This is a genomic window from Nocardia sp. CA-151230 (assembly GCF_050942175.1).
Lineage (GTDB): Bacteria > Actinomycetota > Actinomycetes > Mycobacteriales > Mycobacteriaceae > Nocardia.
The window spans coordinates 3,876,380-3,896,928 of record NZ_CP192061.1; the positions used below are offsets into that span (position 1 = coordinate 3,876,380).

General features: G+C 65.8%; 22 protein-coding genes and 2 pseudogenes. 15 read left to right on the forward strand and 9 right to left on the reverse strand.

Annotated features, from left to right (window positions below; all coding sequences use genetic code 11):
* Window positions 1-23: 23 nt before the first annotated feature.
* Window positions 24-387: pseudogene (locus ACQP1O_RS18110) on the forward strand (transposase); the annotation flags it as partial.
* Window positions 388-832: 445 nt separating this feature from the next.
* Here the strand turns inward: ACQP1O_RS18110 and ACQP1O_RS18115 are convergent.
* Window positions 833-1,189: a hypothetical protein gene (locus ACQP1O_RS18115; protein ID WP_433566926.1), complete on the reverse strand. Its 357-nt coding sequence runs from the start codon at window positions 1,187-1,189 to the stop codon at window positions 833-835.
* A gap of 168 nt (window positions 1,190-1,357) precedes the next feature.
* Between ACQP1O_RS18115 and ACQP1O_RS18120 the strand changes: the two genes are divergently transcribed.
* The 4 genes and pseudogenes from ACQP1O_RS18120 (at window position 1,358) to ACQP1O_RS18135 (ending at window position 3,681) form a co-directional block, all read left to right on the forward strand.
* The gene (locus tag ACQP1O_RS18120) at window positions 1,358-2,533 is read left to right on the forward strand and encodes a helix-turn-helix domain-containing protein (RefSeq protein ID WP_433566927.1); all 1,176 of its coding nucleotides are present in this window, start codon (window positions 1,358-1,360) and stop codon (window positions 2,531-2,533) included.
* Window positions 2,534-2,564: 31 nt separating this feature from the next.
* Window positions 2,565-3,146, forward strand: a complete 582-nt coding sequence (locus ACQP1O_RS18125; RefSeq protein WP_433566928.1) for a hypothetical protein — start codon at window positions 2,565-2,567, stop codon at window positions 3,144-3,146.
* A 14-nt stretch (window positions 3,147-3,160) separates the two neighbouring features.
* Window positions 3,161-3,331 (forward strand): annotated as a pseudogene (locus ACQP1O_RS18130) (SbcC/MukB-like Walker B domain-containing protein); the annotation flags it as partial.
* A 44-nt stretch (window positions 3,332-3,375) separates the two neighbouring features.
* Window positions 3,376-3,681, forward strand: a complete 306-nt coding sequence (locus tag ACQP1O_RS18135) for a hypothetical protein (RefSeq protein WP_433568030.1) — start codon at window positions 3,376-3,378, stop codon at window positions 3,679-3,681.
* A 5-nt stretch (window positions 3,682-3,686) separates the two neighbouring features.
* Here ACQP1O_RS18135 and ACQP1O_RS18140 read toward each other — a convergent pair whose 3' ends face one another.
* Complete coding sequence (locus tag ACQP1O_RS18140) at window positions 3,687-3,908, reverse strand: calcium-binding protein (protein ID WP_433566929.1); 222 nt, start codon at window positions 3,906-3,908, stop codon at window positions 3,687-3,689.
* Between the two features lie 223 nt (window positions 3,909-4,131).
* Here ACQP1O_RS18140 and ACQP1O_RS18145 point away from each other — a divergent pair, with 223 nt between their 5' ends.
* From ACQP1O_RS18145 to ACQP1O_RS18160, 4 genes are all read left to right on the forward strand, one after another.
* Entirely contained in the window at window positions 4,132-4,623 is a 492-nt protein-coding gene (locus ACQP1O_RS18145; RefSeq protein WP_433566930.1) for a hypothetical protein, read from the forward strand.
* 462 nt (window positions 4,624-5,085) lie between these two features.
* On the forward strand, window positions 5,086-5,586 hold the full coding sequence (locus tag ACQP1O_RS18150; protein WP_433566931.1) for a putative quinol monooxygenase: 501 nt from the start codon (window positions 5,086-5,088) through the stop codon (window positions 5,584-5,586).
* Between the two features lie 110 nt (window positions 5,587-5,696).
* Entirely contained in the window at window positions 5,697-5,921 is a 225-nt protein-coding gene (locus tag ACQP1O_RS18155; protein ID WP_433566932.1) for a hypothetical protein, read from the forward strand.
* Between the two features lie 283 nt (window positions 5,922-6,204).
* Entirely contained in the window at window positions 6,205-6,720 is a 516-nt protein-coding gene (locus tag ACQP1O_RS18160) for a hypothetical protein (RefSeq protein WP_433566933.1), read from the forward strand.
* Window positions 6,721-7,018: 298 nt separating this feature from the next.
* Here the strand turns inward: ACQP1O_RS18160 and ACQP1O_RS18165 are convergent, their stop codons facing one another.
* Entirely contained in the window at window positions 7,019-8,476 is a 1,458-nt protein-coding gene (locus ACQP1O_RS18165) for a purine-cytosine permease family protein (RefSeq protein WP_433566934.1), read from the reverse strand.
* A gap of 106 nt (window positions 8,477-8,582) precedes the next feature.
* Between ACQP1O_RS18165 and ACQP1O_RS18170 the strand changes: the two genes are divergently transcribed.
* Complete coding sequence (locus tag ACQP1O_RS18170; RefSeq protein ID WP_433566935.1) at window positions 8,583-10,157, forward strand: PucR family transcriptional regulator ligand-binding domain-containing protein; 1,575 nt, start codon at window positions 8,583-8,585, stop codon at window positions 10,155-10,157.
* A 208-nt stretch (window positions 10,158-10,365) separates the two neighbouring features.
* Here the strand turns inward: ACQP1O_RS18170 and ACQP1O_RS18175 are convergent, their stop codons facing one another.
* From ACQP1O_RS18175 to ACQP1O_RS18185, 3 genes are read right to left on the reverse strand one after another with little or no spacing between them, the layout of a single operon-like run.
* On the reverse strand, window positions 10,366-11,235 hold the full coding sequence (locus tag ACQP1O_RS18175) for a polysaccharide deacetylase family protein (protein WP_433566936.1): 870 nt from the start codon (window positions 11,233-11,235) through the stop codon (window positions 10,366-10,368).
* Window positions 11,232-12,353, reverse strand: coding sequence for an NADH:flavin oxidoreductase (locus ACQP1O_RS18180; protein WP_433566937.1), 1,122 nt, complete (start codon window positions 12,351-12,353; stop codon window positions 11,232-11,234). The genes ACQP1O_RS18175 and ACQP1O_RS18180 overlap by 4 nt, the downstream gene beginning before the upstream one ends.
* The gene (locus tag ACQP1O_RS18185; RefSeq protein WP_433566938.1) at window positions 12,350-12,982 is read right to left on the reverse strand and encodes a DUF1989 domain-containing protein; all 633 of its coding nucleotides are present in this window, start codon (window positions 12,980-12,982) and stop codon (window positions 12,350-12,352) included. The genes ACQP1O_RS18180 and ACQP1O_RS18185 overlap by 4 nt, the downstream gene beginning before the upstream one ends.
* 119 nt (window positions 12,983-13,101) lie before the next feature.
* Here ACQP1O_RS18185 and ACQP1O_RS18190 point away from each other — a divergent pair, with 119 nt between their 5' ends.
* Together ACQP1O_RS18190 and ACQP1O_RS18195 are read left to right on the forward strand one after the other, a co-directional pair.
* Window positions 13,102-14,409: an amidase family protein gene (locus ACQP1O_RS18190; protein WP_433566939.1), complete on the forward strand. Its 1,308-nt coding sequence runs from the start codon at window positions 13,102-13,104 to the stop codon at window positions 14,407-14,409.
* A 216-nt stretch (window positions 14,410-14,625) separates the two neighbouring features.
* The gene (locus tag ACQP1O_RS18195) at window positions 14,626-14,778 is read left to right on the forward strand and encodes a hypothetical protein (RefSeq protein WP_433566940.1); all 153 of its coding nucleotides are present in this window, start codon (window positions 14,626-14,628) and stop codon (window positions 14,776-14,778) included.
* A 323-nt stretch (window positions 14,779-15,101) separates the two neighbouring features.
* Here ACQP1O_RS18195 and ACQP1O_RS18200 read toward each other — a convergent pair whose 3' ends face one another.
* Entirely contained in the window at window positions 15,102-16,430 is a 1,329-nt protein-coding gene (locus ACQP1O_RS18200) for a DUF1254 domain-containing protein (RefSeq protein ID WP_433566941.1), read from the reverse strand.
* 722 nt (window positions 16,431-17,152) lie between these two features.
* On the opposite strand from ACQP1O_RS18200, the gene ACQP1O_RS18205 reads away from it, so the two are divergent.
* Together ACQP1O_RS18205 and ACQP1O_RS18210 are read left to right on the forward strand one after the other, a co-directional pair.
* Window positions 17,153-17,734 (forward strand): tectonin domain-containing protein, encoded by a 582-nt coding sequence (locus tag ACQP1O_RS18205; protein WP_433567721.1) that lies wholly within the window; start codon window positions 17,153-17,155, stop codon window positions 17,732-17,734.
* Between the two features lie 172 nt (window positions 17,735-17,906).
* Entirely contained in the window at window positions 17,907-18,125 is a 219-nt protein-coding gene (locus ACQP1O_RS18210; RefSeq protein ID WP_433566942.1) for a hypothetical protein, read from the forward strand.
* Between the two features lie 4 nt (window positions 18,126-18,129).
* Here the strand turns inward: ACQP1O_RS18210 and ACQP1O_RS18215 are convergent, their stop codons facing one another.
* A complete protein-coding gene (locus ACQP1O_RS18215) occupies window positions 18,130-18,639 on the reverse strand; it encodes a recombinase family protein (protein ID WP_433566943.1) in 510 nt (169 codons plus the stop codon).
* Between the two features lie 246 nt (window positions 18,640-18,885).
* Complete coding sequence (locus tag ACQP1O_RS18220) at window positions 18,886-19,866, reverse strand: zinc-dependent alcohol dehydrogenase family protein (protein ID WP_433566944.1); 981 nt, start codon at window positions 19,864-19,866, stop codon at window positions 18,886-18,888.
* A gap of 87 nt (window positions 19,867-19,953) precedes the next feature.
* On the opposite strand from ACQP1O_RS18220, the gene ACQP1O_RS18225 reads away from it, so the two are divergent.
* A complete protein-coding gene (locus tag ACQP1O_RS18225; protein WP_433566945.1) occupies window positions 19,954-20,337 on the forward strand; it encodes a winged helix-turn-helix transcriptional regulator in 384 nt (127 codons plus the stop codon).
* Window positions 20,338-20,549 lie beyond the last annotated feature (212 nt).

Here is a 20,549-nt window from a genome sequence, read left to right on the forward strand (position 1 = left end):
TTTCTGGTGCTAGGTTGTGGTACCCGTTGATCATCGACCTGGACGCCACCCTGGTCGACGCACATTCGGAGAAACACGTCGCTCCAACATTCAAGCGCGGCTTCGGCTTTCACCTGCTGCTCGCTTTCGTCGGCCGTGGTGGCGAGGGCAACGGGGAACCGGCCGCCGAGCTGCTGCGCCCCGGCAAGGCCGCCGCCGACCACACGAAAGTTCTGGCCGCGGCGCTCGAACAGCTGCCACGGCGGCCGGGCTGTCGAATCGGGAAGAAAGTCTTGGTCCGCACCGATGCTGGTGGTCGGCACCCACGAGTTCGTCGGCCACTGCCACACCCGCCGGATTCAATACCCGCTCGGGTTCACTCTCACCGATACCCTCGTTGAGGCCGTCGATCACGTGCCCAAACACGGTCGGCGTGCGGCGGCTGATCCTGATCGGCAATAGCGCGAGAATCGCTGGGCCGGGCGATGATTGGTTCACCCGCTTCGTGGTGAAGCGGCCGAGTTGCTCTCGGAACTCGATGCCGACGGTGCCTACACCGAGGGCAATGTCGAGGACTACCGACGCGAGATCTCCGTGTCGAAGGACAAGCGTGCGGATCCGGCGACGATCACGATCGAGAATTCGGTGGGCAACCTCCAGGTGACAGGCCACCGCCGGCGAGCTCGACCGTCATCTCAAATGTCTTGTGGCGCTCGGCCTGCGCCGTAAGGCCAAGCAGCACAAGATCATTCTGCGCGCGATGATGCAGATCGCGGTGGGTCACGGCGCGGCGGACACCCCTGGTATCCGCGCGATGGATACCAGGGGGTGGGCAGTTTTGCCCACTGGGTGGTCAACGGTGGTGCTGAGGACCATAGTTGTGGACATCGGCCGGGAGTTCGCCGTCCGACCAACGCGCATAGGTCATTTCCGGGTTCACGGTGATGACATCGGTCACCTGCACCAGCTCGCCCGGGATATCGCCATCGAAATGCGCGGCCGACGGCGTGATCACCGCTTCGACGGTGCTCATGCGCTCGAGGATCACCTTCAGCCGATACGTCGGCTTGTCGGTGTGCTCGCTGAAGGCGACCGTCTTCCGCAGATTGTAGCCCAATCGCCTTGCCAGAGAACGAATATGGGCCTCATCCCAGTCCTGGTGAGAGCCGGACACATCCGTCCTCAGGTAGCCGATCGCGTCAATCCTCATGTCCGATTCCCCTGCCCGGTTGGTGGTTTGGGTCTGTGGTTTGGGTGGCGCTCGATGCCGGGAAAGGCGCGGGATTCGACCGGCGTCGAGTGCCTGCCTGACAGCGTCGCGCCAAGCAAGGTCGCAGAGGGACAGCGCAGGGACAGCAACAGCGATACGCTCGAATGCATGGAGCACGTGGGGCAGGCCATCGCGTCGGAACGCAAGATTGCCGGGCTCAGCCAGCGCCAACTAGCCGCCCGGTCGAACTACTCCCTGTCCTTGATCAAAGCCGTTGAGCAGGGCCGAGAGCCCGCGTCACCGGGGTTTGTCGCCGCGGTGGCGGCCGCGCTGCGCGTCGACCCGGACCGCCTGCAAGGCACTCCGTACCTCGAGACCCTGGCCGAGGACGGCCCACTCGAAGGGCTCGCGGAGCTGCGCGCTGTGCTCGCCGAAGGCTCCTACGTGCAGCCCCTCGAACCACCGAGCCGGCCAGAGCTGCGCGCGTCGCTCGCCGCAGTGGAGGCCGCGCTGCACAACGACCGCACCCGGCGCGCGATGGCGTTGCTACCCACCCTGATCCGCCAGCTCTACGGCGCTGCCGCCCAAGCGCGCACCGACAGCGAGCGCGCCGAGGCGTACGAGATCCTGTGCGCCGCCTACGTCGCCGCCGAGAACGCCTGCTGCCGGCTCGGCTATTCGTCGCTGACCGCCCTGGTCCTCGACCGCTTGGACTGGGCTGCCTCCCACATCGACGACACCTGCTACGCGGTGCGAAGCCTCATGAAGCGTTCGCGCCTGCTCATGGCCCACGGTTCGACCGAGGTCGCGCTGACACTGGTCGACCGCGGCCTCGACATGGTTCCCGGCGACAGTGAGGGCGAACGCGCGTTGCGCGGGTACGGCAACCTGCGCGGCGCGATCGTTGCCGCTCGAGGCCTGCGCCTGGACCTCGCCGAGAACTACATCGACCACGCCCGCCAGATCGCGGCCCCAATGAAACACGAATCCAACCTGTACACCACAGATTTCGGGCCGGGGAACGTCGAAGTTCATGCATGCGCGGTGGAGCTCGAGGCCGGCGACCCGAGCAAGGCCGCCAAGGACGGTGCCGCGCTGCACCTGCCCGCGGACATGGCCGCCCCGCGCGCCGGCCACCACTGGCAGGACAACGCCCGCGCCTGGCTGATGTCCGGCAAGCCCGACAAGGCCCTCGTCGCGTTGAACAAGGCCCGCGCCGTCGCACCCCAGCAGACCAGACTGCACCCGGCCGTGCGCGAGACCCTGCACGGGATCGCGGCCGCGCAGCGCCGGCAGTCCGACAGCCTGCTCGGCTTCGCGGCCTGGCTCGGCGCACCCCTGTAGACAAGCGAGGGGTACCCGAGCAGGGGACACCATGGCTACCAGTCACGATGATCAACTGTCGATGGACCTCGGCGTCGAGATCCGCCACACCGATCAGGCTTGGCGAGACTGGTCCGACCCGACCCGGCGAGCAGACACAGCAGCCCGGTTTCGCGATCGAATCGGTGTGACCGGACTTCCGGAACTGCCGTGGAGCGAAGACTCGCCCGAACTCGTCCACATCACAACCCGGATCGACGATCTGTTCCCCGACATGACGACCGCGACTGCACCCGAAAACGCCGCCATCACAGATGAATTCGCGTGTTTCCTGGTGGACTGCTATGAGCGATGGACTGGCGCCGAGGTGGCCAACTATCCCGTGGAGGCCCTCGACAAGACATTGTTCCCGAGCCAACCGGACGTGAACCCGCTGCTGACGTGGCCGTTCGAGGCCGAAACCTCCACTGTGTGGGGGCTTCTCTACGTGATGACCAATTACGGATCCGGGTTCGAGTGGCTGGCGTCGGTCCTGGATGAATACTGCACCAGCTATCTCATGTGGTGCGTGGACAATGATGTGGACTCGGCCGTTCGTCGATACGTCTACCCGGACGGTGTGCCCGACCAGTGAGGCAGTCATGCCGGATGACGACGCCGAGAGAGATCGCCGGCAACAAATCGGTGGGCCTTTGCCTCGCGGCAGCGTTGAGCTACAACGTGTCCGACGATGAGACTGATGCCCGCCCGCGATTTGGCACACTCATGTTCGACGAGGCATTCAGTAGATCCGGCGAGTACTTCTCGGCACAGGCACTGGCGGCGTTCGACCAGTTCGGGTTTCAGCTGCTCATCGCGGCGCGGTGCACGGTGCGTACGCGGCGACCACCGACCACGTCACGATCGAGCTGTGGAACGACGGCGAACAACAAAGCGCGGAACAGCTGTCCACGGCACGCATGGGACCGCACTTCAACGCGATGGTGTCGCGGATGTTCGACATCCGGCGGGCCCTGTACGCCGACGAGATCGTCTGGCTGCTACCACGATCCGACTGGGCCGACGTCCCGGACCGGTACCGACCCATCATGGTCATGGGCTGCACAGTCGCTCCCGCCGACATTGACGCGCCGATGATCGGCGTGATCGCGCGTTCTGGGCAGGACTGACGGCGTCAGCAGTTGTTGGGTTCGCCATATTTGACGACGGAAAGGACCGCGTCACCCTCACCGAAAGGTATACCCGGGGAGGGAAATTGAGCGACCACGAGCCAGTTGCGGTCGATGACCTGGTGACGGCCCTTGCCTGTGTAGTCCTTCGATCGGGAGTAGAAGACGCCAGCCGCGTGGATCTTGTTCTGTGCGTCTTGCAGATTCATGCAGACGACGGCGGGCATGACGGCCGCCGGGGACGCCGGGCCAGCTGTCGTCGTGGGAGGAGGCGTTGTCAGGGGCGATAACGTCGGGTCAGGGGTGCTCGATGGTGCGAAGGTCGTTGTTTGCGGGACGGTGGCCATCGGGAGGGATCTCGAGACTGTCGTTGTCGGATGTGCCGTATTGGCGGCGGCCCCGCAACCGGCCACGGCGCAGGCGACGCCGATCAGGACTACAAGGCGACGCGTGAACGGTCCGGCCGAAATGGCATGGTTGTACACAGAACTCCTTGTTGCCGCCGCTGGGAATGTCGGGCCTGGCAGCGAGTCGAGGACGGTACCCGACCCGTCAGGCGGGTCGAGCAGTGGACGAGTATTGCAGAGAATTCGCCTGTGGGAATCGGCTTCCGAATCGGTCAGGGAATCGGAAACCTGTGCGTCGTTCACAACCCTGGCTCAACGCGCTCTCGAGAATGGGGGGCATGCCAGTGAGGAAACTGAATCTCCCCGAAGCTGGCCGGACGGCCCGACCGACGAGGTGCTCGGCGAACTGAGGCTGGGCGCGCTCGAAGAATGCGGCGAGGACGGATCATTCATCGACGGCCGGCAGCTGCGGTCGCCTGCGTGCGCCCGGCTGGATGGCTGGTTCGACCTCCGAAAGGCTGGGGTGCTGGTGGTCCCGTACATCGCGGATCTGCTTGCGCGGAAGCACAACACCACGTCGGAGGCACGCAAGTGACCGAATCCCGCGCACACCCCGCAACGCCTACCCCAATGTTGACGCCTGGCTAGCCGACCTCGACCATGTCGCATGCGGGGCGTGACAGGTCGCGGCGGCTAGGACGCGGTGTGACCTGTTCGTGATCGGGTGCGCTGACAAGGTCACGGGCAGTACCGACTCGATCCACGACAACGGCGCAGCGGCATGGGAAATCACCATCGCTTGCGGCCGGTGCGCGGGTCGGCGTTGTGCACGGCGACGACGGTCAGGGCGGTGGGAGCGTGCGCGATCGTGGACCGTTTGAGGACAGCCTGATAGCCGCCGGCGGCCCACCATCCGTCGGCGGAAAGCCATGGGGCTCAGGAAGCCCAGTGATCCGTGGGGTCGTGTATTGGCTGGGCGGAATAGGCGGAGCCATCGAAGCCTCTCGATCGGGGCGAGTTTGACGGCGTAGAGCACAGCGCGGGCAGCGGCTGGTCGATGACCAGCGTCGGGGATGCGCCTGCCGTCCAGAATGGGCGGGAGATCGAGATGCTCGACCGGGTGCTGGTGGCGCACCGGCGTTCCGAGCATGATCCGGTCGGGGTCAACGACGAAGGCTCCGGTGACCACAACGAAGAAGACGACGAGGCCGAGGAGAAGGCGCACGGCAGGCGATATCCTCGGGCGATGTTTGCCCTTGTGGTGAGGTTCGACCTCCGCGACACCGAGGCCGCGTCAGCATTCGATCAGCTCGTCGCCGACACGGTGAAGGCGATTATCGAGCACGAGCCCGGAACGCTGCTGTACGCGACACACACCGTGGACGGCGAGCCGCTCGCGCGGATCTTCTATGACGTCTACCGCGACCGGGAGGCGTTCGAAGAGCATGAGCGGCAGCCCCACACCCGCCGTTTCCTCACCGAGCGCGACAACTTCGTTCGCGGCGCGCGCGTCGAGTTCCTGTCTCCCGCTGCGGCGAAGGGCTTGCCGGCCGATTAGGTGATGCCACACCAGGCGGCGAACGGTGAAAACTGCGGTGGAGGGAAGGGAGGGACAGAGAGGAGCGGAGTGCGTGGAAAAGGAGCAGACTCGACGACAGAAAGGTCGTCATGCGAGCGATACAGGGCCTGCTCAATGTGGTGTTGGGGATCCTGACGGCCGTGCTCGGCACGGTAGTCGGGTTGCTCGCGACCGTGGTGTGGATTCTCGGTGCGGTGTTGTGCGCGACGATCCTTCTGATCCCGCTGGGACTTCCCGTCATCAGGCTCGGCAGCCGTCTGTTCGGCGCTGCTCGACAGCTGATGCATATCCCCCGACGCACTTTCCCGACGTGAGTCGCCGTCCGAACATGCCGGGGGGTATTCAACGGGCGAGACGCTACTGACACGTTTCGCGACGAGGGACTACTGACATTTCAACGACGAGTCGCAATCGACTGGGTGCGCCGGTACCACCCGCAATCCGGCCTGTGCCGCCAGCGCATGTGGTCGCGGCGAAAGTCAAGATTCGCCCATCGCGGGCGATTCGGCGTTCCAGTTCACAGCGCCCCAGCTGCGATGACGGACACGCGATCTCCGCCTACGGACAGCACGTCTGTGCAGGTGGGAGGCTATTGTTATGACCAGTCCACAGACCAACGGGTTTCCTTCGGGTGAGTTTCGGATCGTCGAGGTGGATTCCGGACTATGCCTCACTACCAAGCCCGGCGTCACCAGCAGGACCGACGGCAACCAGGAGTACAACGAGCGTCACGGCATGGCCACTCAAACCGGGGACCCCGCCGTCGAGGTGCTCTCGGGCACCGGTGAGCCACGACAACGCTGGTACACCGACGGCGCCCTGTTGATCAACACGGTCAAAGAAGACGTCCGCGGAAACTTCGCCCTTCGCATCAGCCCCGATCTCATGAGCCTCGGCGATGGCAACAACCCGGACTACGTGGAGATGGTCGGTATCGGTTCTATCCATGCCGCTCAGCTACAGACCGACGACGGATACATCTACCTGGAGGGTCAGCCCGAGAACGTCATCACCTATGCACCGGGCAATGAAGGACTGTTCGGCAAGACCGAGCTGATCATGGCCCCTCGCGGTGGTACACACCAGCGCTGGCGTTTCGAGCCTGGGAAATAGCGCAGCACTGTCTGGGTCCACCATTGAGAAAGCCGCAGGTCAGCAACCTGCGGCTTTCACTGTCTGCAACGTGTCTGGCGCGCCGTTGCTCGGCCGGCAAACCGAGTGCGCGTCCACCAGTGGGCCGATCGCGCGGGCGGCGGCATTGGGGACTCGAACTCATCGAGGCGCTCGAGGACCAGACGAACGGCCTTCTCGCGAACCTCGGGCGGGTAACGCTTCGACATGATGGTGACCATCTTCCTCAAAGAAGGAAGCGGCCCCAAACCCACGGTTCATCTGACCGGGTGCAGCACGTTCACGCTCGCCCACGCGCACGGTGCAGGGCCGTCGAGAAGCGTCGCCGGCGGGCGGTGGTGAGGAAGGCGTAGAGCCCACCGGCGACGAGGCTGCCTGACAGCCAGGAGAAGTCGGTATCGCACAGGGCTTTGGCGAGGGGGCCTTGCATGGCGGGGACCAGGCCGTATTGCCAACCCCAACTGGCGAGCAAGCCGACCACGACGCTGACCAGGCCGGGGATATTGAGCTTGCCGTAGGCCGAGGACGCGGCATCGCGGTACAGGTCGGGGATCGACAGGGTACCGCGGTGGATCAGGAAATAATCGACGAGCAGGATGGACATCCAGGGGCTGATCCACATGAGGATGGAAACCATCCAGTTGTCGAAGGCGTGGGCGAAGCTGGACGAGTTGATGAAGATGGCCAGAACGACAGAGGCGATCGCACCGGCGAACAGAGTGATCTTCCAGCGGGCGATGCGGATGCCGATGGTCAGGGCCGCCAGCGAGCACGAGTAGAGGTTGAGGATGTTGGTGGCGACCGGGCCGTGCATGATCAGCAGGAGTACGGGGATCGCGAGGGCACCGAAAGTGCCGACGACCAGGGTGGACGGGTCCGCGCTGCCGCCGGCGCTCGCGAGACAGGCGCCGAGGGCAGCGAGCCAGACCGTCGGAATGTACATGCCGGAGGCCGAAGCCCAGAAGACGGTCCGGGCGGGCAGCTTCGGGCGGGCGAAGCGGCTGTAGTCGGCGGCATAGGGGATCCAGGTCAAGCCCCAGCCGACGCCGATGGCGGTGACGAGTTGTGTGATGGCCGTGAGCTTTTCGGCGGGGGTATCGGCCTTGGCAGGTGACCAGTCCAGGTGGGTTCGAGCGAGCGCCACTACCGTCATCACCACCATGACCGCGACGGTGAGTGGCACCGTGTACTTCTCGAAGGCGCGAATGGCGTAGAAGCCGTAGAGCGCGAGGGCGAGCTGCACAGCCATGATGACCGCCGCCACAGCGATTTTCAGCCCCAGACCACCTCGGATGCCTATCTGGTCGAGTACGGCCAGTACCAGGTCGAGCACCACCCAGCTGTTCACCCCGACCCAGGCCATGGTCAGCAGACCCTGCACGATGGCCGGCAGCGCCGCGCCGCTGATACCGAAGGCCGAGCGCCCCAGCACCATCTGATTGACGGCGGTGCGGTGACCGATCACATTGAACAGGCCGAATATCGCGCAGCCGAACAGATTTCCGACCACGACGACGATCAGGGTCTCGAACAGGCTGAGCCCGAGGGTGATGCCGAGCGCGCCGAGTACCCAGTTGATGGGAGCGATATTCGCGCCGCACCAGATCCAGAACAACTCCCAGGACGAGCAGTCGCGCTCCTGGTCGGGGATGGGTAGGACGCCGTGCTCGTCGAAGCGGACGCCGGTATCGGCGGGGGACGTGATCTCAGCGGTGCCGGGAGGTTGCGGAGAGGACATAGCGATGTTCCTTCGTAGTGAGGTACCTCATAACAGCACCGTCACCGCCGAGTAGGGGATGGATGTTCATCCACCAATTACGGGTTCTCCGTGTAAATTCCACCAGGTGTTGACTATTAGCCGACTCGTCGCGGATCCTGCGCTGGGGCTGCGGGTCGTGACGACGGAACTCACCGAATCCTTGGGGGCGGAGATCCACTGGCTGCACACGACGGAGCTCGCCGACCCGTCGCCCTACGTCCGGTCCGGCGAACTCGTGCTTACCAATGGCCTGTGGCTGTCACATGTTTCGGCGGACCGCTTCGTGGCGGCGGTCGCGCGCGCCGGTGCGGCCGGGTTGGTGTTCGGGCTCACGGCGCAAACCCCGTCGCTGCCCGAAGAGCTTGCCGCGCTGTGCCTTTCACACGGTTTGCCGCTCATCGAGCTGTGTGTCGGGGTGCCGTTCGCCGCGCTCACCCGAGCGGCCGCCCGGATCCAGAACGAGGTGTTGCAGGCGGAACTGACCGCCACTGTCCATCGTGGCGACGCCCTCGCCACCGCTCTCTCGCGCGGCAGCGGCGCGGCGGGCGTACTCGAAATCCTGCGCGGCGAAACGGAATTGCCGCTGCTGGTGGTAGACCGCAAAGGTCGCCGCCTGGCCAGTATCGGCTGTGAGCCGACCGACGAGCAGGTGCGGCTGGCCGCGGCCGCGCTCAATCGCACCCCGCCGCCGATCGAGGTCGATCTGCTCGAGCGCGGACCGGCGGTGTTGTATCTCGTGGAGGGCGCGATGGGGGAGATCGACGCCGGGCTCTATTGCCTGGAACCGGCCGCGACTCTCACCGCTGCCGATCGGGAGGCGCTGGCCCAGGCGGCGCGCTTCCTGAGCGTGGAGGTCACCAAACAGCAGGCCGTACACGCCATCGAGGCGCGTTTCGCGACAGAACTATTGGAGATGATCCTCTCCGGGCCGCGAAGCAGCAGTGAGGTGATTCGCCGGCTGCGGGCCTATGGCGTGCCACCGGACCGGCCGCTGGGAGTGCTCGTGTCCGCACCGGTCGCCGCCTCCGACGCCGATACCCTGCCCGGAGATATCGCCCATGCGGTCGGCGCATTCTTCGCCACCCACGGCATACCGGTATTCACTGCGGCGGGAAGCCGGGATGTGGTGTCCATCTGCCTGTGGGAGCGCTCGGCGGACGAGTTGGCGCGCTTCGCCCGCGACCTGGCCGCGGCGGTCGGCAGACGGGTCTCCGCCGAACGGGTCGTGATCGGCGTAGGAGATATCGCCACGGCCGGTGGACTGCGGGAATCGCTGGTGCGCGCCCGCGAGGTCTGCCAGGTCCTGCGAGTTCAGCATGGCCCGGACACCGCTGCCTTCGCCGATATCGCGACCTTCCGGATGCTGCTCGGCCTACTCGACGACCAGGTGCGGCAACGGTTCTCGGAGCAAGTGCTGGGCGTCATCCGTCACCACGACGCCCGCGCCCACACCGATCTCGAACACACCCTGCGCACCTTCCTCGCGCACGACGGCCAGTGGGCGGTCACGGCCGCTGCCCTGCACGTCCACGTCAACACCCTGCGTAATCGCATGGCCCGCATCACCGAGCTGACCGGCCGCAATGTCAATCGCCTCGAGGACACCATCGACCTGTACCTGGCCCTGGTGGCCGAACCTCTGGGCCCAGCCACCTACTGACCGGCCTCGATCCGGATGCGCTCCCACTTCGCCTCACACCCGCGTCGACGTGCGCTCACCTATGTCCGCACTCCGAGCAGAGCAGGACCGACCCGCACAGGGCATTCGCTGCGGATCACGTTCCGGCCGTGCGTTACCGCCGCCGCGGCCCATCGGCCCGTCCCGCCTCGCGCACGAGCAGGGCATCGTCTCCCGCCACGCACGCGTGCTAGTGCGGGTAGACGGCTTCGTCCACGTCGTAGGTAGGCAGGAGACGGGTCGGGGTGTGGGTGTCCTCCCGTGCCCAGGTCGCTACGTCGCGGCAGCGGGCGAAGGTGACGTCTCCGCATTTCTGGGCGTAGGCGATCAGATTGCGCAGGGCCAGCATCCGGCCCGGACGACCGGTCAGGAACGGATGCATGCACACGTTGAACAGACAGCCGTAGTGACGCATGCCGTCGAGCTCGGCCCGCCACATCTGCTCGACCTTGACCGGGGACTCGATGACCGAGCCGATGCGCGGCGCGGGCAGGTACGCGTACTGCTCCCAATCGTCCAACGACCAGTGCACGGGCAGTTCGATTATCGGGCCCTGTGGGGTGTCCACGTGGTACGGCCGATCATCACCCATCAGCGAGGAGTCATAGGCCAGGCCGTATTCCGCTATCAGGGAGAGGGTTTCGTGACTGGCACTCCACATCGCGGCGCGATGTCCGGCGATCTCGATGCCCTGGGACGTGAAGACCTTCAGGGCACGTTCGAAATCGGCGCGCTCGGCGCCGGCGGGCAGCGAGGTGGGCGGCCGGTGGCTGTAGGAGTGGTGCGCGACCTCATGCCCGCGCTCGACAATCGACGCGGCCAGTCCCGGGCGTTGTTCGGCGACCCAACCGGGTACGAAGAACGTTGCGGGAACACCCATCTCGTCGAGCAGGTCGAGAATGCGCGGCACTCCCACATCCGGTCCGTAGGCCTGGTGTGACATCACCATCGGCTGCTCGGCATAGTGCCGGCCCTCGGCCAGGATCGGCGTCTCGGCGTCCACGTCGAAGGTCAGCGTCGCCACCGCGGCCCCGCCGCGGGTCCAGGTCCGAGCGCTCATTTGCCGGCGCGCTCGCGCCATGCCGCAGCGCAGTCCAGGGTTGCCATGGGGTGCAGCATCTCATGATCGAACGAGGAGAGTTCAGCCCCGGTCTCGACCCGGCGCGGCAGGTCCGGATTGGCCAGTGCGCCCGTACCCAGCGACAGGATGTCGGCGTGCCCGCCGGTCAGCACATCGGCGGCCTGGGGCAGATTGTGCATGCCCCCATTGGCGATGACCGGGCGACCGGACACCTCCCGAGCCAGCTGGGTGACGGTCGTGCCGCTGGGGAGTTTCGCGGTCTCGAGGAAATTCCGGCCCTCGCTGGCGATGTGCAGGTAGGTCGCCTCGGTCAAGGCCGCGAAGATGGTGCGCGCGTCGGCCTCACCCGCCGGCCAGCGATAGGTGAAGTCGTTGACCTTGGTCTGCGACAGCCGGACTCCGACCGGGAAGTCTCCGAGGGCGTCACGAATCGCACGCAGCACCCGCGCGGTGAGCCGGATGCGATTCTGCACCGGCCCGCCGTACTCATCGGTGCGCTGGTTGGTGTAGTCGGTCAGGAACTGATCGAGCAGATAGCCGTTGGCCCCATGGATCTCGACGCCGTCGAAACCAGCCGCACGGGCGTTCAGAGCCGCCGCGACGAAACCGGCCACGACATCGTCGATGTCGTGCGCGGTCATCTCTCGGGGCGCGTTCCACGCTCCACCGATACCGCCGTAATCGACCATCATCTGCCCGCGCGGCGCCACCGCGGACGGCCCGATGGTCTCGAAACCGTGCGCATTGCCCTGGGAAATGGCTCCGGCGTGCATCAGCTGCGCGACGATCGGAGTCCCGGCCGCGTGCACGGCGTCGACCACCGCGCGCCAGCCCGCCACGTGCTGTTCGGTGACCAGGCCGGGCTGGTTGAAGTAACCCTGGCTGTGGGCGGCGTCCGGATAGATGCCCTCGGTGATGAGCAGGCCGAATCCGCCCATCGCGTATTCGCGGTAATACGCGGTCATCTGCTCGGTGGGAGTGCCGTCGGGGGTGGCCGAGACCCTGGTCATCGGCGCCACGGCGAATCGGTTGCGCAGTTCCAGGGTGTCCAGACCGAACGGCTCGAGTGCGGGGTGGGCGAGTTCGGTGGTAGTCATCGGTGGTTCTCCTCGCTGGTGGGGGGAAGGACGGTCAGGGCCAGTGGCGTGGGTCGCGCCCCATTGATAGGGTTGTGGTCTTGTGGACAGGCGGAAACCACCACCAGGCAGTCCATTTCGGCGCGGAAGGTGATGGCGTCCCCGGGCGCGGTGGCGGCCTCGAGCCAGGTCAGGCTCTGGTCCGCGGCTACCGGAATGCGCATGAACACATTGATCGGTTGCGGAATGAACGGCGGCGCACCATATCCCAGCTCGGTCACCGTTCGGCGCAGATTGTCGGCGCAATTGGCGTGGTGCGGATCCCCGTACGCCGCATAGCGTTCCGGGTCGCAGGCGGCGATCAGCATGTCGTGCACCCCCGGCGAGGTGTCGTCGGTATAGGTGAGGATCGGTCGCCGCCGGTTGGTCACGAATGACTCGCCGAGTGCGGGAAACAGTCGCGCGGTGTGGGTGCGCGTGTGAGAGGCGCTGTGGTGTTCGGTGAGATCGTGGGCGTTGTAGGCGAACACATCACCCACCTGGCCGCCATCGACATCGGTGATCCGCAACTGCTCACCGGCGCGCAGGGTCACCGCTCGCGCTCGCCTCGCCGGCACTGTAATCGGCTCCGGATGGCTCAACACTGTCATGGATGTCAGTCAACCGAACGACAGGGCGCTGTCGAAATGGATAATCACACAGCATCATTGGCATTCAGTGGATCTTCCTACATGTCGAAGCGGAAATACTTCTCGGTAGCGTCCTGTCCATGACCACCGCCACCGCCATGGCTCAGGCGCTCGCAACGGGCGATACGACCTCGGCCCAACTGGCCGCCGTCGCCGTCGACCGGGCCCAGCAATCGGATTCGACCGCGGTACTCGTCACCGTCACCGCCGAGCGCGCCGGATACCAGGCCCGGGCCGCCGATCGCCGCCGCCTGCGGGGCACCCAACGCGATCGGCTCGACGGAGTCCCGATTGTGTGGAAGGACGTCTTCGATATCCAGGGCACGGTCACGACCAGCGGTTCGGCCAGCCACCTACACGACGAACCCGCCGCCGTGGACAGCCGCCTCGTCCGGCGCGCCCATGACAGCGGGCTGGTCACCATCGGCAAGACCAACCTCAGCGAGTTCGCCTTCTCCGGTCTCGGGATCAACCTCCGCTTCGGCACCCCCGCGAATCCCGTCGACTCGGAACGGGTCCCGGGCGGGTCCTCATCCGGATCTGCGGTGGCGGTTGCGCGTGGCATCGTCCCGCTGGCGGTCGGCACCGATACCTCGGGATCGGTGCGGGTGCCCGCCGCCTACTGCGGAATCATCGGGTATCGCGCCAGCCCGGGGCGCTACGGTGCGAACGACTTCGCGCCGCTGTCCATCACGCTCGACAGCACCGGCATACTCGCCACCAGCGTGAACGACATCATCGCTCTCGACCGGATTTTCGCGCCGAATCGACGCGGCGAGTACGCGCCGACTCGGCGATTCGTCGTTCCCGCCGGCGAGTGGACAGAAGACGTCACGCCCGAGATCGCCGCCGGATTCGAGGCCGCACTTGCCGAAATCCGGTGCGCCGGAGCTGACGTCCGCACACGCGACATGGCATCGCTGAGTGCCGCACAGGAATTGATGGACCGCGTCGGCACCATCGTGGGCGTGGAGGCATACCGCCTGCACCGCCACCGTCTCGACTCCAGCCTTCCGATCGAGCCGGCCACTCGGCGAAGGCTCGAAAGCAACTCGCACACAGCGGATTCCATCGCCCTGGTATACGACGGGATGAGCGCCTTGCGCGCGGAGTTCGCCGCCGAACTCGACGGTGCGACACTGCTGTGCCCTACCGTGCGTCACCCACCGCCGCGCCTGGCCGATCTCCGCGACCCGGCCGACTACGACAGCGCGAATGCCACCACTCTGCGCACCACTATGGTCCTCAGCTACCTTGGCACCTGCGGAATTACGCTACCTGTCGCGACTTCGGCGAGCGGGCCCGCGGGTGGGCTGCTGCTGTCGCTGCCGTCCGGGCGCGACGGCGACCTGCTAGCGCACGCCGAGTGGGCGCGGCGCATCGTGTGAATGCGGAGACATCGCGACGGCCGAGCCGAACTGATCGGGCGATCTGCCAGAAACCCTACGGGCGCTACAACTATGGGGACAGGATGCGGGGATGACGCCCGGACAGAAGATTTCGGCGGCCACTGTTGCGGCGACCCTGTGGGCCGGAGGGGTGGCCGCCTACCTCTGTCCCGTGTCGGTGCACGGCTCTGGTCCACCCCTCGAGTAGCGTTCGCGGTGGCCAAGTCGACACTGTCCCAGCTGATCGAGTACGTCGGCTCAGCCGATCCGCACCGCACGGTGCCGCAGCGGCCGGATACCGCGGCGGTGGCGCGAATCGAGAGTGCCCAGGCACGCGAGGTCGCAGGTATCTCCGAATCAGTTGCGTGAGAATGCCGGACACAACCGGCCCGGCCGGTCGGTGAACCTTCATGGGGTGGAAGTGACCGATCTGATGACCGATTTGATCGGATGGGGTCCCGGACTGCGCGTGAAAGACAACGATAATGGCTTGGCCAGCGGCGTATCTCTGCTGCTCGAGCACGTGCGCGACCGCCGGCGCCGTCTCCTGGGTGGCCTCCCGGCAACACTGCCTCGATGGTGTGCCGATGCCGAGCGTCGTGCCGACCGACGGACACGGTGGTCGGCTGCTCGTCGAATGGCAATGCCAGGCTCCGAGGTACGGGGCCTGGCATTGCTGGGATTCGCCGGTGTCAGGGTGCGATGTGCACAGCCGGTGGGTTCCAGATCCCGTCGAGGGCCTCGATGCCGGGCCAGTACAGACGCAACATGAGATTGAACGTGCCTGTCGCGGGTGCGGGCAGCCAGTTGGATTCCTGCTCCGGGCCGGGGTTCTGGCTTTGAATGTAGATCTCGACCGACCCGTCGGCGTTCACCTGCAGGTCTTCGCCGCGCACCGCGTAGCGGTTCAGATCGTTGGCGATGAAGAAGCCGGCTTCGTTGTACATGGTCAATGACCAGAACCCACCGACCTGCGGCACCTGATCGGCGTCGAACCGCAGAATGTAGTTGTTGTCGCCGGACAGCGGTGCCGATCGGCCGTCGACGTAGGCGGCGGGATAGATCGCATCCTCGGGCAGGTTCGCGCCCAGACCGCCGTAGGCGACCGTCGAGCGGAACAGGTACTCGGTTCCGTAGAAGCCTATCCCGGACCGGATGACCTCCCAGCCGTTCACGGGTGCGGCGTCGAAGGGCACTTCGATCTTGGAAAGCGCTTCTGGCCAGGCCGACTCCCATACCGCACGATCGGCGGCGGGCAGTTCGTCCAGGTTCAGTTTCTGGTCCGGTGTCCAGCCTGCGTCGGCCAGTTGCGTGAGTATTTCCTTGTCCTCGGGGAGGGTCTGTCGGTGCGACAGACTGGAGTAGTACAGGTCCCAGTACTGCTGCGGGGTGAGGCCGGCGATATAAGCGGCGACCTCCTGTCCTGTGGGCCAGTCCGGGTGCAGGTGGGTGTTCTCCGGCGGAACATAGGCGGTCCCGTAAGCGCTGAGCGGCACCGCCGTGAGCCGATCCTGGAGGTCGTTCACGATCGCGACATCCGCAGGCCCGTTGATCTGGATGCGGCCGATGATCCAGCCGCTGTCGGTGGGCATCCGGTACTCGAGCACCCCCTCGGGCAAGCTGCCATGCCAGTCCGGCCCGATGATGGCGAATTCGTAGCCGCCTCGGTCACCGAGCGTGCGGGTGCCGGGCGAGTCCTGCACATTGGTCCACATGTCCATGATCGGGAACAGGTAGTAGCGACCCAGCATGTCCGGCACGCCGATGATCAGCGGTTCGGCGGAGACGTCGTAGAACATCGACGAGTACAAGGTGTCGACGTTCGGGCGCACCACGCTGGTGAACGACGCGTCCGGAACGGTGCGCATGTTGGCGAACTGGTTCATCGGCGCGCATCCGTACTCGTCGGGATAGGGCACGTTCGTCGACTGCCGTCGCGTCACCTCGATAGAAACCAGTGGATATGTGTACACGTAGGCGCTGATCGCCGCGCCCATGCTGACGTCCGACTTATTACTCATCGAAGCCCCCTGCTCGGGATGAATATGGTCGAAATCGATTGCTGCGGTGTCGGTTTCGACTTCGATGCTAGCCCTGGCCGGCTCCCTTTCGGGTGGGAATCCCACGAGCCCGAGGCTCGATTTCGAGTCGGGCGGTCCCGCCGTCCGCTTTCAGCAGCGTGGTCAACGTGTTCACCGTTGTGGTCCTGCCGCGGTTCGGCCCGAGCAGCGAGAAGAGCGTTCCCGCACCGATATTCAGATCAATGCCGTCGCCGATCGTCTTGTCCCCGTATGCCTTCCGCGGCCCCGAGGCCGAGATTGCTGCGCTGTTCATAGCGGCCGAAATGGCCGTGTCAGTAAGGGTTCCGGTGACCTGCTGGTACGCGGTGCGGGGGAGGCCGCAGCCCGGGAACGAGCCGAGAAACCGACGCGAACCGACCCCGCGGTTTCTATTACTGTCATGAAATCGACTGTACTGCTGCGTGTTTCGACATACTCTGACAAGGGCGAGGTGTTGCGCTCCCGGATTCGGAAGGCGCATAACTGCTTTCGTCGCCGGTGGCGCGGGCCTCGCCCGGGCTACCGCACTTCGTTCCGAAGGGGTCAGGCTCATGCCGGTCACGCTCAGTTCCACCATGAAACAGATTTCGCTGATTTCCTATCCCCGAGGAGGCCAGCCCAATCTCTGGGGAGTCGACGACTCGCAGAGCATCTACCGCTACACCGGAGGCAGCTGGACGTAGATCCCCGGCGCACTCTCCCAGGTCAGCACCTCCAAAAGCGGAGCGGTGTGGGGAGTCAACTCATGGGGCGGCGTGTACCGCTATGACACAACCAGTCCCTGGTCCTGGACTCAGATGCCCGGGACGCTGGCCCAGGTCGAGGTGGCGGACAACAACGGGGTCTGGGGACTCGACGCCGCGGGCAAGGTTTTTCGCTACGACGCGACCGCGAACTCGTGGAGCCCGATCGCCGGGACGATGAAGCAACTCAGCGCCTGCTACAACCCCGGTGGCCGAAATTGGTACCTGTGGGGCATCGATACCACCGGGCACGTGTGCGCATACCAATTCAACGACAACACCTGGTACGAGTGCCCGAACAACAACACCAGCGGGACCTTGGTCGGGGTGTCCACGACGGCCGCCATGTATACCTATGCCCTCGATTCGGCGGGCAAGACGTTTGGATATGAAGGAACACCGAACTGGTGGTCAGAAACGATACTTCCGCCGGCGAAATACATGAGCTCGGGTCATGACTATTCCATGGCGGTGATCGACACCTCGGGAAATACGATCGTCTACGACAACTACGGTAACTGACTCGTTCACCGAGCAGGGTTGACCGCTCGGCGTCCCATCGGCCCGGGACCCACTCACTCCAGTGGCGACACCCGGGCCGATGCGCGCCGTTCACGAGGCCGATTGAATTCCGAGCGACAGCGCGTACACCTAGCCTGGACGAGTCGTGTTCGGCCAGGGAGGGGTGCGCGAAATGCGAAGCCTGGAAGAGGAATTCGCCGAATTCATCGCCCAGATGAAGCGAATCGACTGGGGCGCACTGGCCGCCCGGCGTGATGAACTGCGCGAGGAGCTGGCCCTCTTCGACCAGGCGGTCGCCGCCGTCCCCGCCGGCGCCCGCCGGGGTTCCGGTAGTAGTCGCCGAAAGTCCAGCGAAGTTCGCGTAGCGCCTGGGCTGGCCCGGATGAGCTGAACCGCTAGGCCTTCCCGGCGCCGAGTTGGCTTCGGCCCGTGCCGATCTCGGGCACGTACTTGTAGATCGTGGAGCGGGAGACACCCAGCATGCGGGCGATCGAGGACACCGATTCGTCGGGGAGGGTGAGCATCGCGCGGGCCTGGCGGATCTGCTCGGGGTTCATGGCCGGCGGGCGGCCCAGGCGTTGCCCGCGAGCGCGGGCGGCGGCCAGGCCCTCGTGGGTGCCGTCGACGATCAGCTCGCGGATGAATTCTGCCAGCGCGGCGAAGACGTGGAAGACCAGGCGCCCGCCGGGGGTGGTGGTGTCGAGTGCTTCGTGCAGGGACCGGAATCCGATGCCGCGCTTACGGAGTCCGGCGACGATCGTGATCAGGTTTCGCAGGGAGCGGCCGAGCCGATCCAGGGCGGCCGCGACCAGGGTGTCGCCGGGCCGCAGGTACTCGAGGCACTTGTGTGTTCCTCGCGTTCGACGTTCTTGCCGGACTTCTTGTCGGAGAACACTTTCTGGCATCCGGCCTCGCGCAGGGCGAGCAGCCATGACCGAGCCGCAGGCGGCCGGCGCGTCTCGAACCGAGACCCGGGACGGGGCTATCGCAGGCCGCGGACCTCGGGCCAGGCATGCAGGGGGTCGCGGGAGTACCAGTGCCCGTCCACCACACCGAAAGTTCTTCACGGACAGTGAAATCAAGCAGGCGTGGGTCGGCTCTCCAGCGGCCGTTCGGGACCTGCAGGTCCCGAACGGCCGCTAGAGGAGAAGCTAGATCGTGACGACGATCTTCCCGGCGTGGAGCCCCTTCTCGAGGTGGCGGTGTGCCTCGACGACGTCGTCGAGGGCGAACACCTTGTCGATGGCGGGCCACAGTGCGCCGAGGCGTATACCGGCGTTCAAGAAGGCCGCCATGCGCTTCACCACCACGGCGTCGAGGGTGTGCTCGAAGCTGCGGTAGCCGAAGATCGTGAGCGGCGTGCTTGTTGGGAAGGGTGTGGGCCGAGGGTCCAGGAAGCCCGCGGCGACCAGTGTTCCGCCGGGGCGGGCCGCCTTCAGCAGATCCTGCTGGCCGGGGCCCATGACAAGGTCGAGGACAATGTCGGCGCCGGTCCCGCCGGTGTGGTGGCGGACAGCTTCGACCACGTCCATGTGGTCGGTGGCGATGACGGCGGCGGCGCCGGCGGCGATCAGCTCCTGCTTCTTCGCGGTGTGCCGGGTGATGGCGATGGGCACGGCGCCGATCTGATTGGCGATCTGCATTGCCGCCCGGCCGACACCGCCGGACGCGGCAGTGATGAGGACGTGGTCGCCGGGACGCATCCCAGCCTTCTCGACGAGCGCGCCGTAGGCGGTGGAGTACGCGACCCATATGGCCGCCGCTTGCGTGATTCCGAGCCCGGCAGGCCGGGCGACGACCCGGCTGGCGGGGATCGTGGTGTATTCGGCGTAGCTACCCCTGACACTCGCGTCCGGAATGGCCGTGAGGATGACCGGATCGCCGATCTCCAGCCCGGCGACCTCGGGTCCCACCGCGTCGATGCGGCCGGTTCCCTCGACGCCGAGGCGAGCGTGCGGCAAGGCGACGATCGCGGGCGAGGTGCCCGAACGCATCATCTGGTCGAGCGGGTTGACGGCGAACGCTTCGATCCTGACCCGCACTTCGCCGGCCGCGGGCTCGACGACCGGCTCCTCGACGACGTGCATGACATCGGGCCCGCCGAACTCGTCGAACACGACGACTCGTGGCATGGTGATTCCTCCGCATCTGATGTTGGATTCGTTACTCGCGGAAGACGTTACGGAGCCCTCGGTTACCTCCTGGTACCTTCGACTTTCATGCAGAACACGGCTGGACCGGTCTTCCTCGCCGACTGCCCCACACGACTGGCGGTCGAAATCATCTCCGACAAATGGGCCGTGCTCGTGCTCTTCGGACTCAGCCATCAGCCTCGCCGGCACGGTGATCTGGTCGACCTTATCGGCGGTATCTCGCGCAAGGTCCTCACCCAGACACTGCGCCGACTCCAGCAGTTCGGTCTGGTCGAACGCCATGCCGAAGCGCCACGGCGGGTCGAGTACAGCCTTACCGACCTCGGCCAGACCCTCGTCGAGCCCATCGAGGTCCTGACGAACTGGGCGAGGGACTACGGCGGGGCCATCGCCGACTTCCAGGAGGCGGCGCAAGCCGCTAGTTCTACTCATGGTCGCCCGGTGAGTTGATCTCGACGACGGGCGAATTCGCCAACGCGGCGGTGACCTCCGATTTGCGCCGCGGCTCTTCGGCCTGCGGCTCGCCGCGCCACCACCGGAAACCGCGAACCCCTGTAACCGACACCGCTCAGGGGTGGGGAAATTCAGCGAGCACAGCTGGGGAACTTCGGCGAGCGCCGTCACGTCGGCGGGATCCGCATCTCGGCTCGCGACCACCCCGG

What these genes read in the sequence shown, in the direction of transcription:
- ACQP1O_RS18140 (WP_433566929.1), bottom strand. Translation starts at nt 3,908, where the DNA reads ATGCCCGCCGTCGTCTGCATGAATCTGCAAGACGCACAGAACAAGATC.
- ACQP1O_RS18190 (WP_433566939.1), top strand. Translation starts at nt 13,102, where the DNA reads ATGACCACCGCCACCGCCATGGCTCAGGCGCTCGCAACGGGCGATACG.
- ACQP1O_RS18210 (WP_433566942.1), top strand. Translation starts at nt 17,907, where the DNA reads ATGCGAAGCCTGGAAGAGGAATTCGCCGAATTCATCGCCCAGATGAAG.
- ACQP1O_RS18185 (WP_433566938.1), bottom strand. Translation starts at nt 12,982, where the DNA reads ATGACAGTGTTGAGCCATCCGGAGCCGATTACAGTGCCGGCGAGGCGA.
- ACQP1O_RS18155 (WP_433566932.1), top strand. Translation starts at nt 5,697, where the DNA reads ATGCGAGCGATACAGGGCCTGCTCAATGTGGTGTTGGGGATCCTGACG.
- ACQP1O_RS18125 (WP_433566928.1), top strand. Translation starts at nt 2,565, where the DNA reads ATGGCTACCAGTCACGATGATCAACTGTCGATGGACCTCGGCGTCGAG.
- ACQP1O_RS18175 (WP_433566936.1), bottom strand. Translation starts at nt 11,235, where the DNA reads ATGAGCGCTCGGACCTGGACCCGCGGCGGGGCCGCGGTGGCGACGCTG.
- ACQP1O_RS18225 (WP_433566945.1), top strand. Translation starts at nt 19,954, where the DNA reads ATGCAGAACACGGCTGGACCGGTCTTCCTCGCCGACTGCCCCACACGA.
- ACQP1O_RS18200 (WP_433566941.1), bottom strand. Translation starts at nt 16,430, where the DNA reads ATGAGTAATAAGTCGGACGTCAGCATGGGCGCGGCGATCAGCGCCTAC.
- ACQP1O_RS18150 (WP_433566931.1), top strand. Translation starts at nt 5,086, where the DNA reads ATGACCAGCGTCGGGGATGCGCCTGCCGTCCAGAATGGGCGGGAGATC.
- ACQP1O_RS18165 (WP_433566934.1), bottom strand. Translation starts at nt 8,476, where the DNA reads ATGTCCTCTCCGCAACCTCCCGGCACCGCTGAGATCACGTCCCCCGCC.
- ACQP1O_RS18115 (WP_433566926.1), bottom strand. Translation starts at nt 1,189, where the DNA reads ATGAGGATTGACGCGATCGGCTACCTGAGGACGGATGTGTCCGGCTCT.
- ACQP1O_RS18220 (WP_433566944.1), bottom strand. Translation starts at nt 19,866, where the DNA reads ATGCCACGAGTCGTCGTGTTCGACGAGTTCGGCGGGCCCGATGTCATG.
- ACQP1O_RS18120 (WP_433566927.1), top strand. Translation starts at nt 1,358, where the DNA reads ATGGAGCACGTGGGGCAGGCCATCGCGTCGGAACGCAAGATTGCCGGG.
- ACQP1O_RS18180 (WP_433566937.1), bottom strand. Translation starts at nt 12,353, where the DNA reads ATGACTACCACCGAACTCGCCCACCCCGCACTCGAGCCGTTCGGTCTG.
- ACQP1O_RS18160 (WP_433566933.1), top strand. Translation starts at nt 6,205, where the DNA reads ATGACCAGTCCACAGACCAACGGGTTTCCTTCGGGTGAGTTTCGGATC.
- ACQP1O_RS18215 (WP_433566943.1), bottom strand. Translation starts at nt 18,639, where the DNA reads ATGCCAGAAAGTGTTCTCCGACAAGAAGTCCGGCAAGAACGTCGAACG.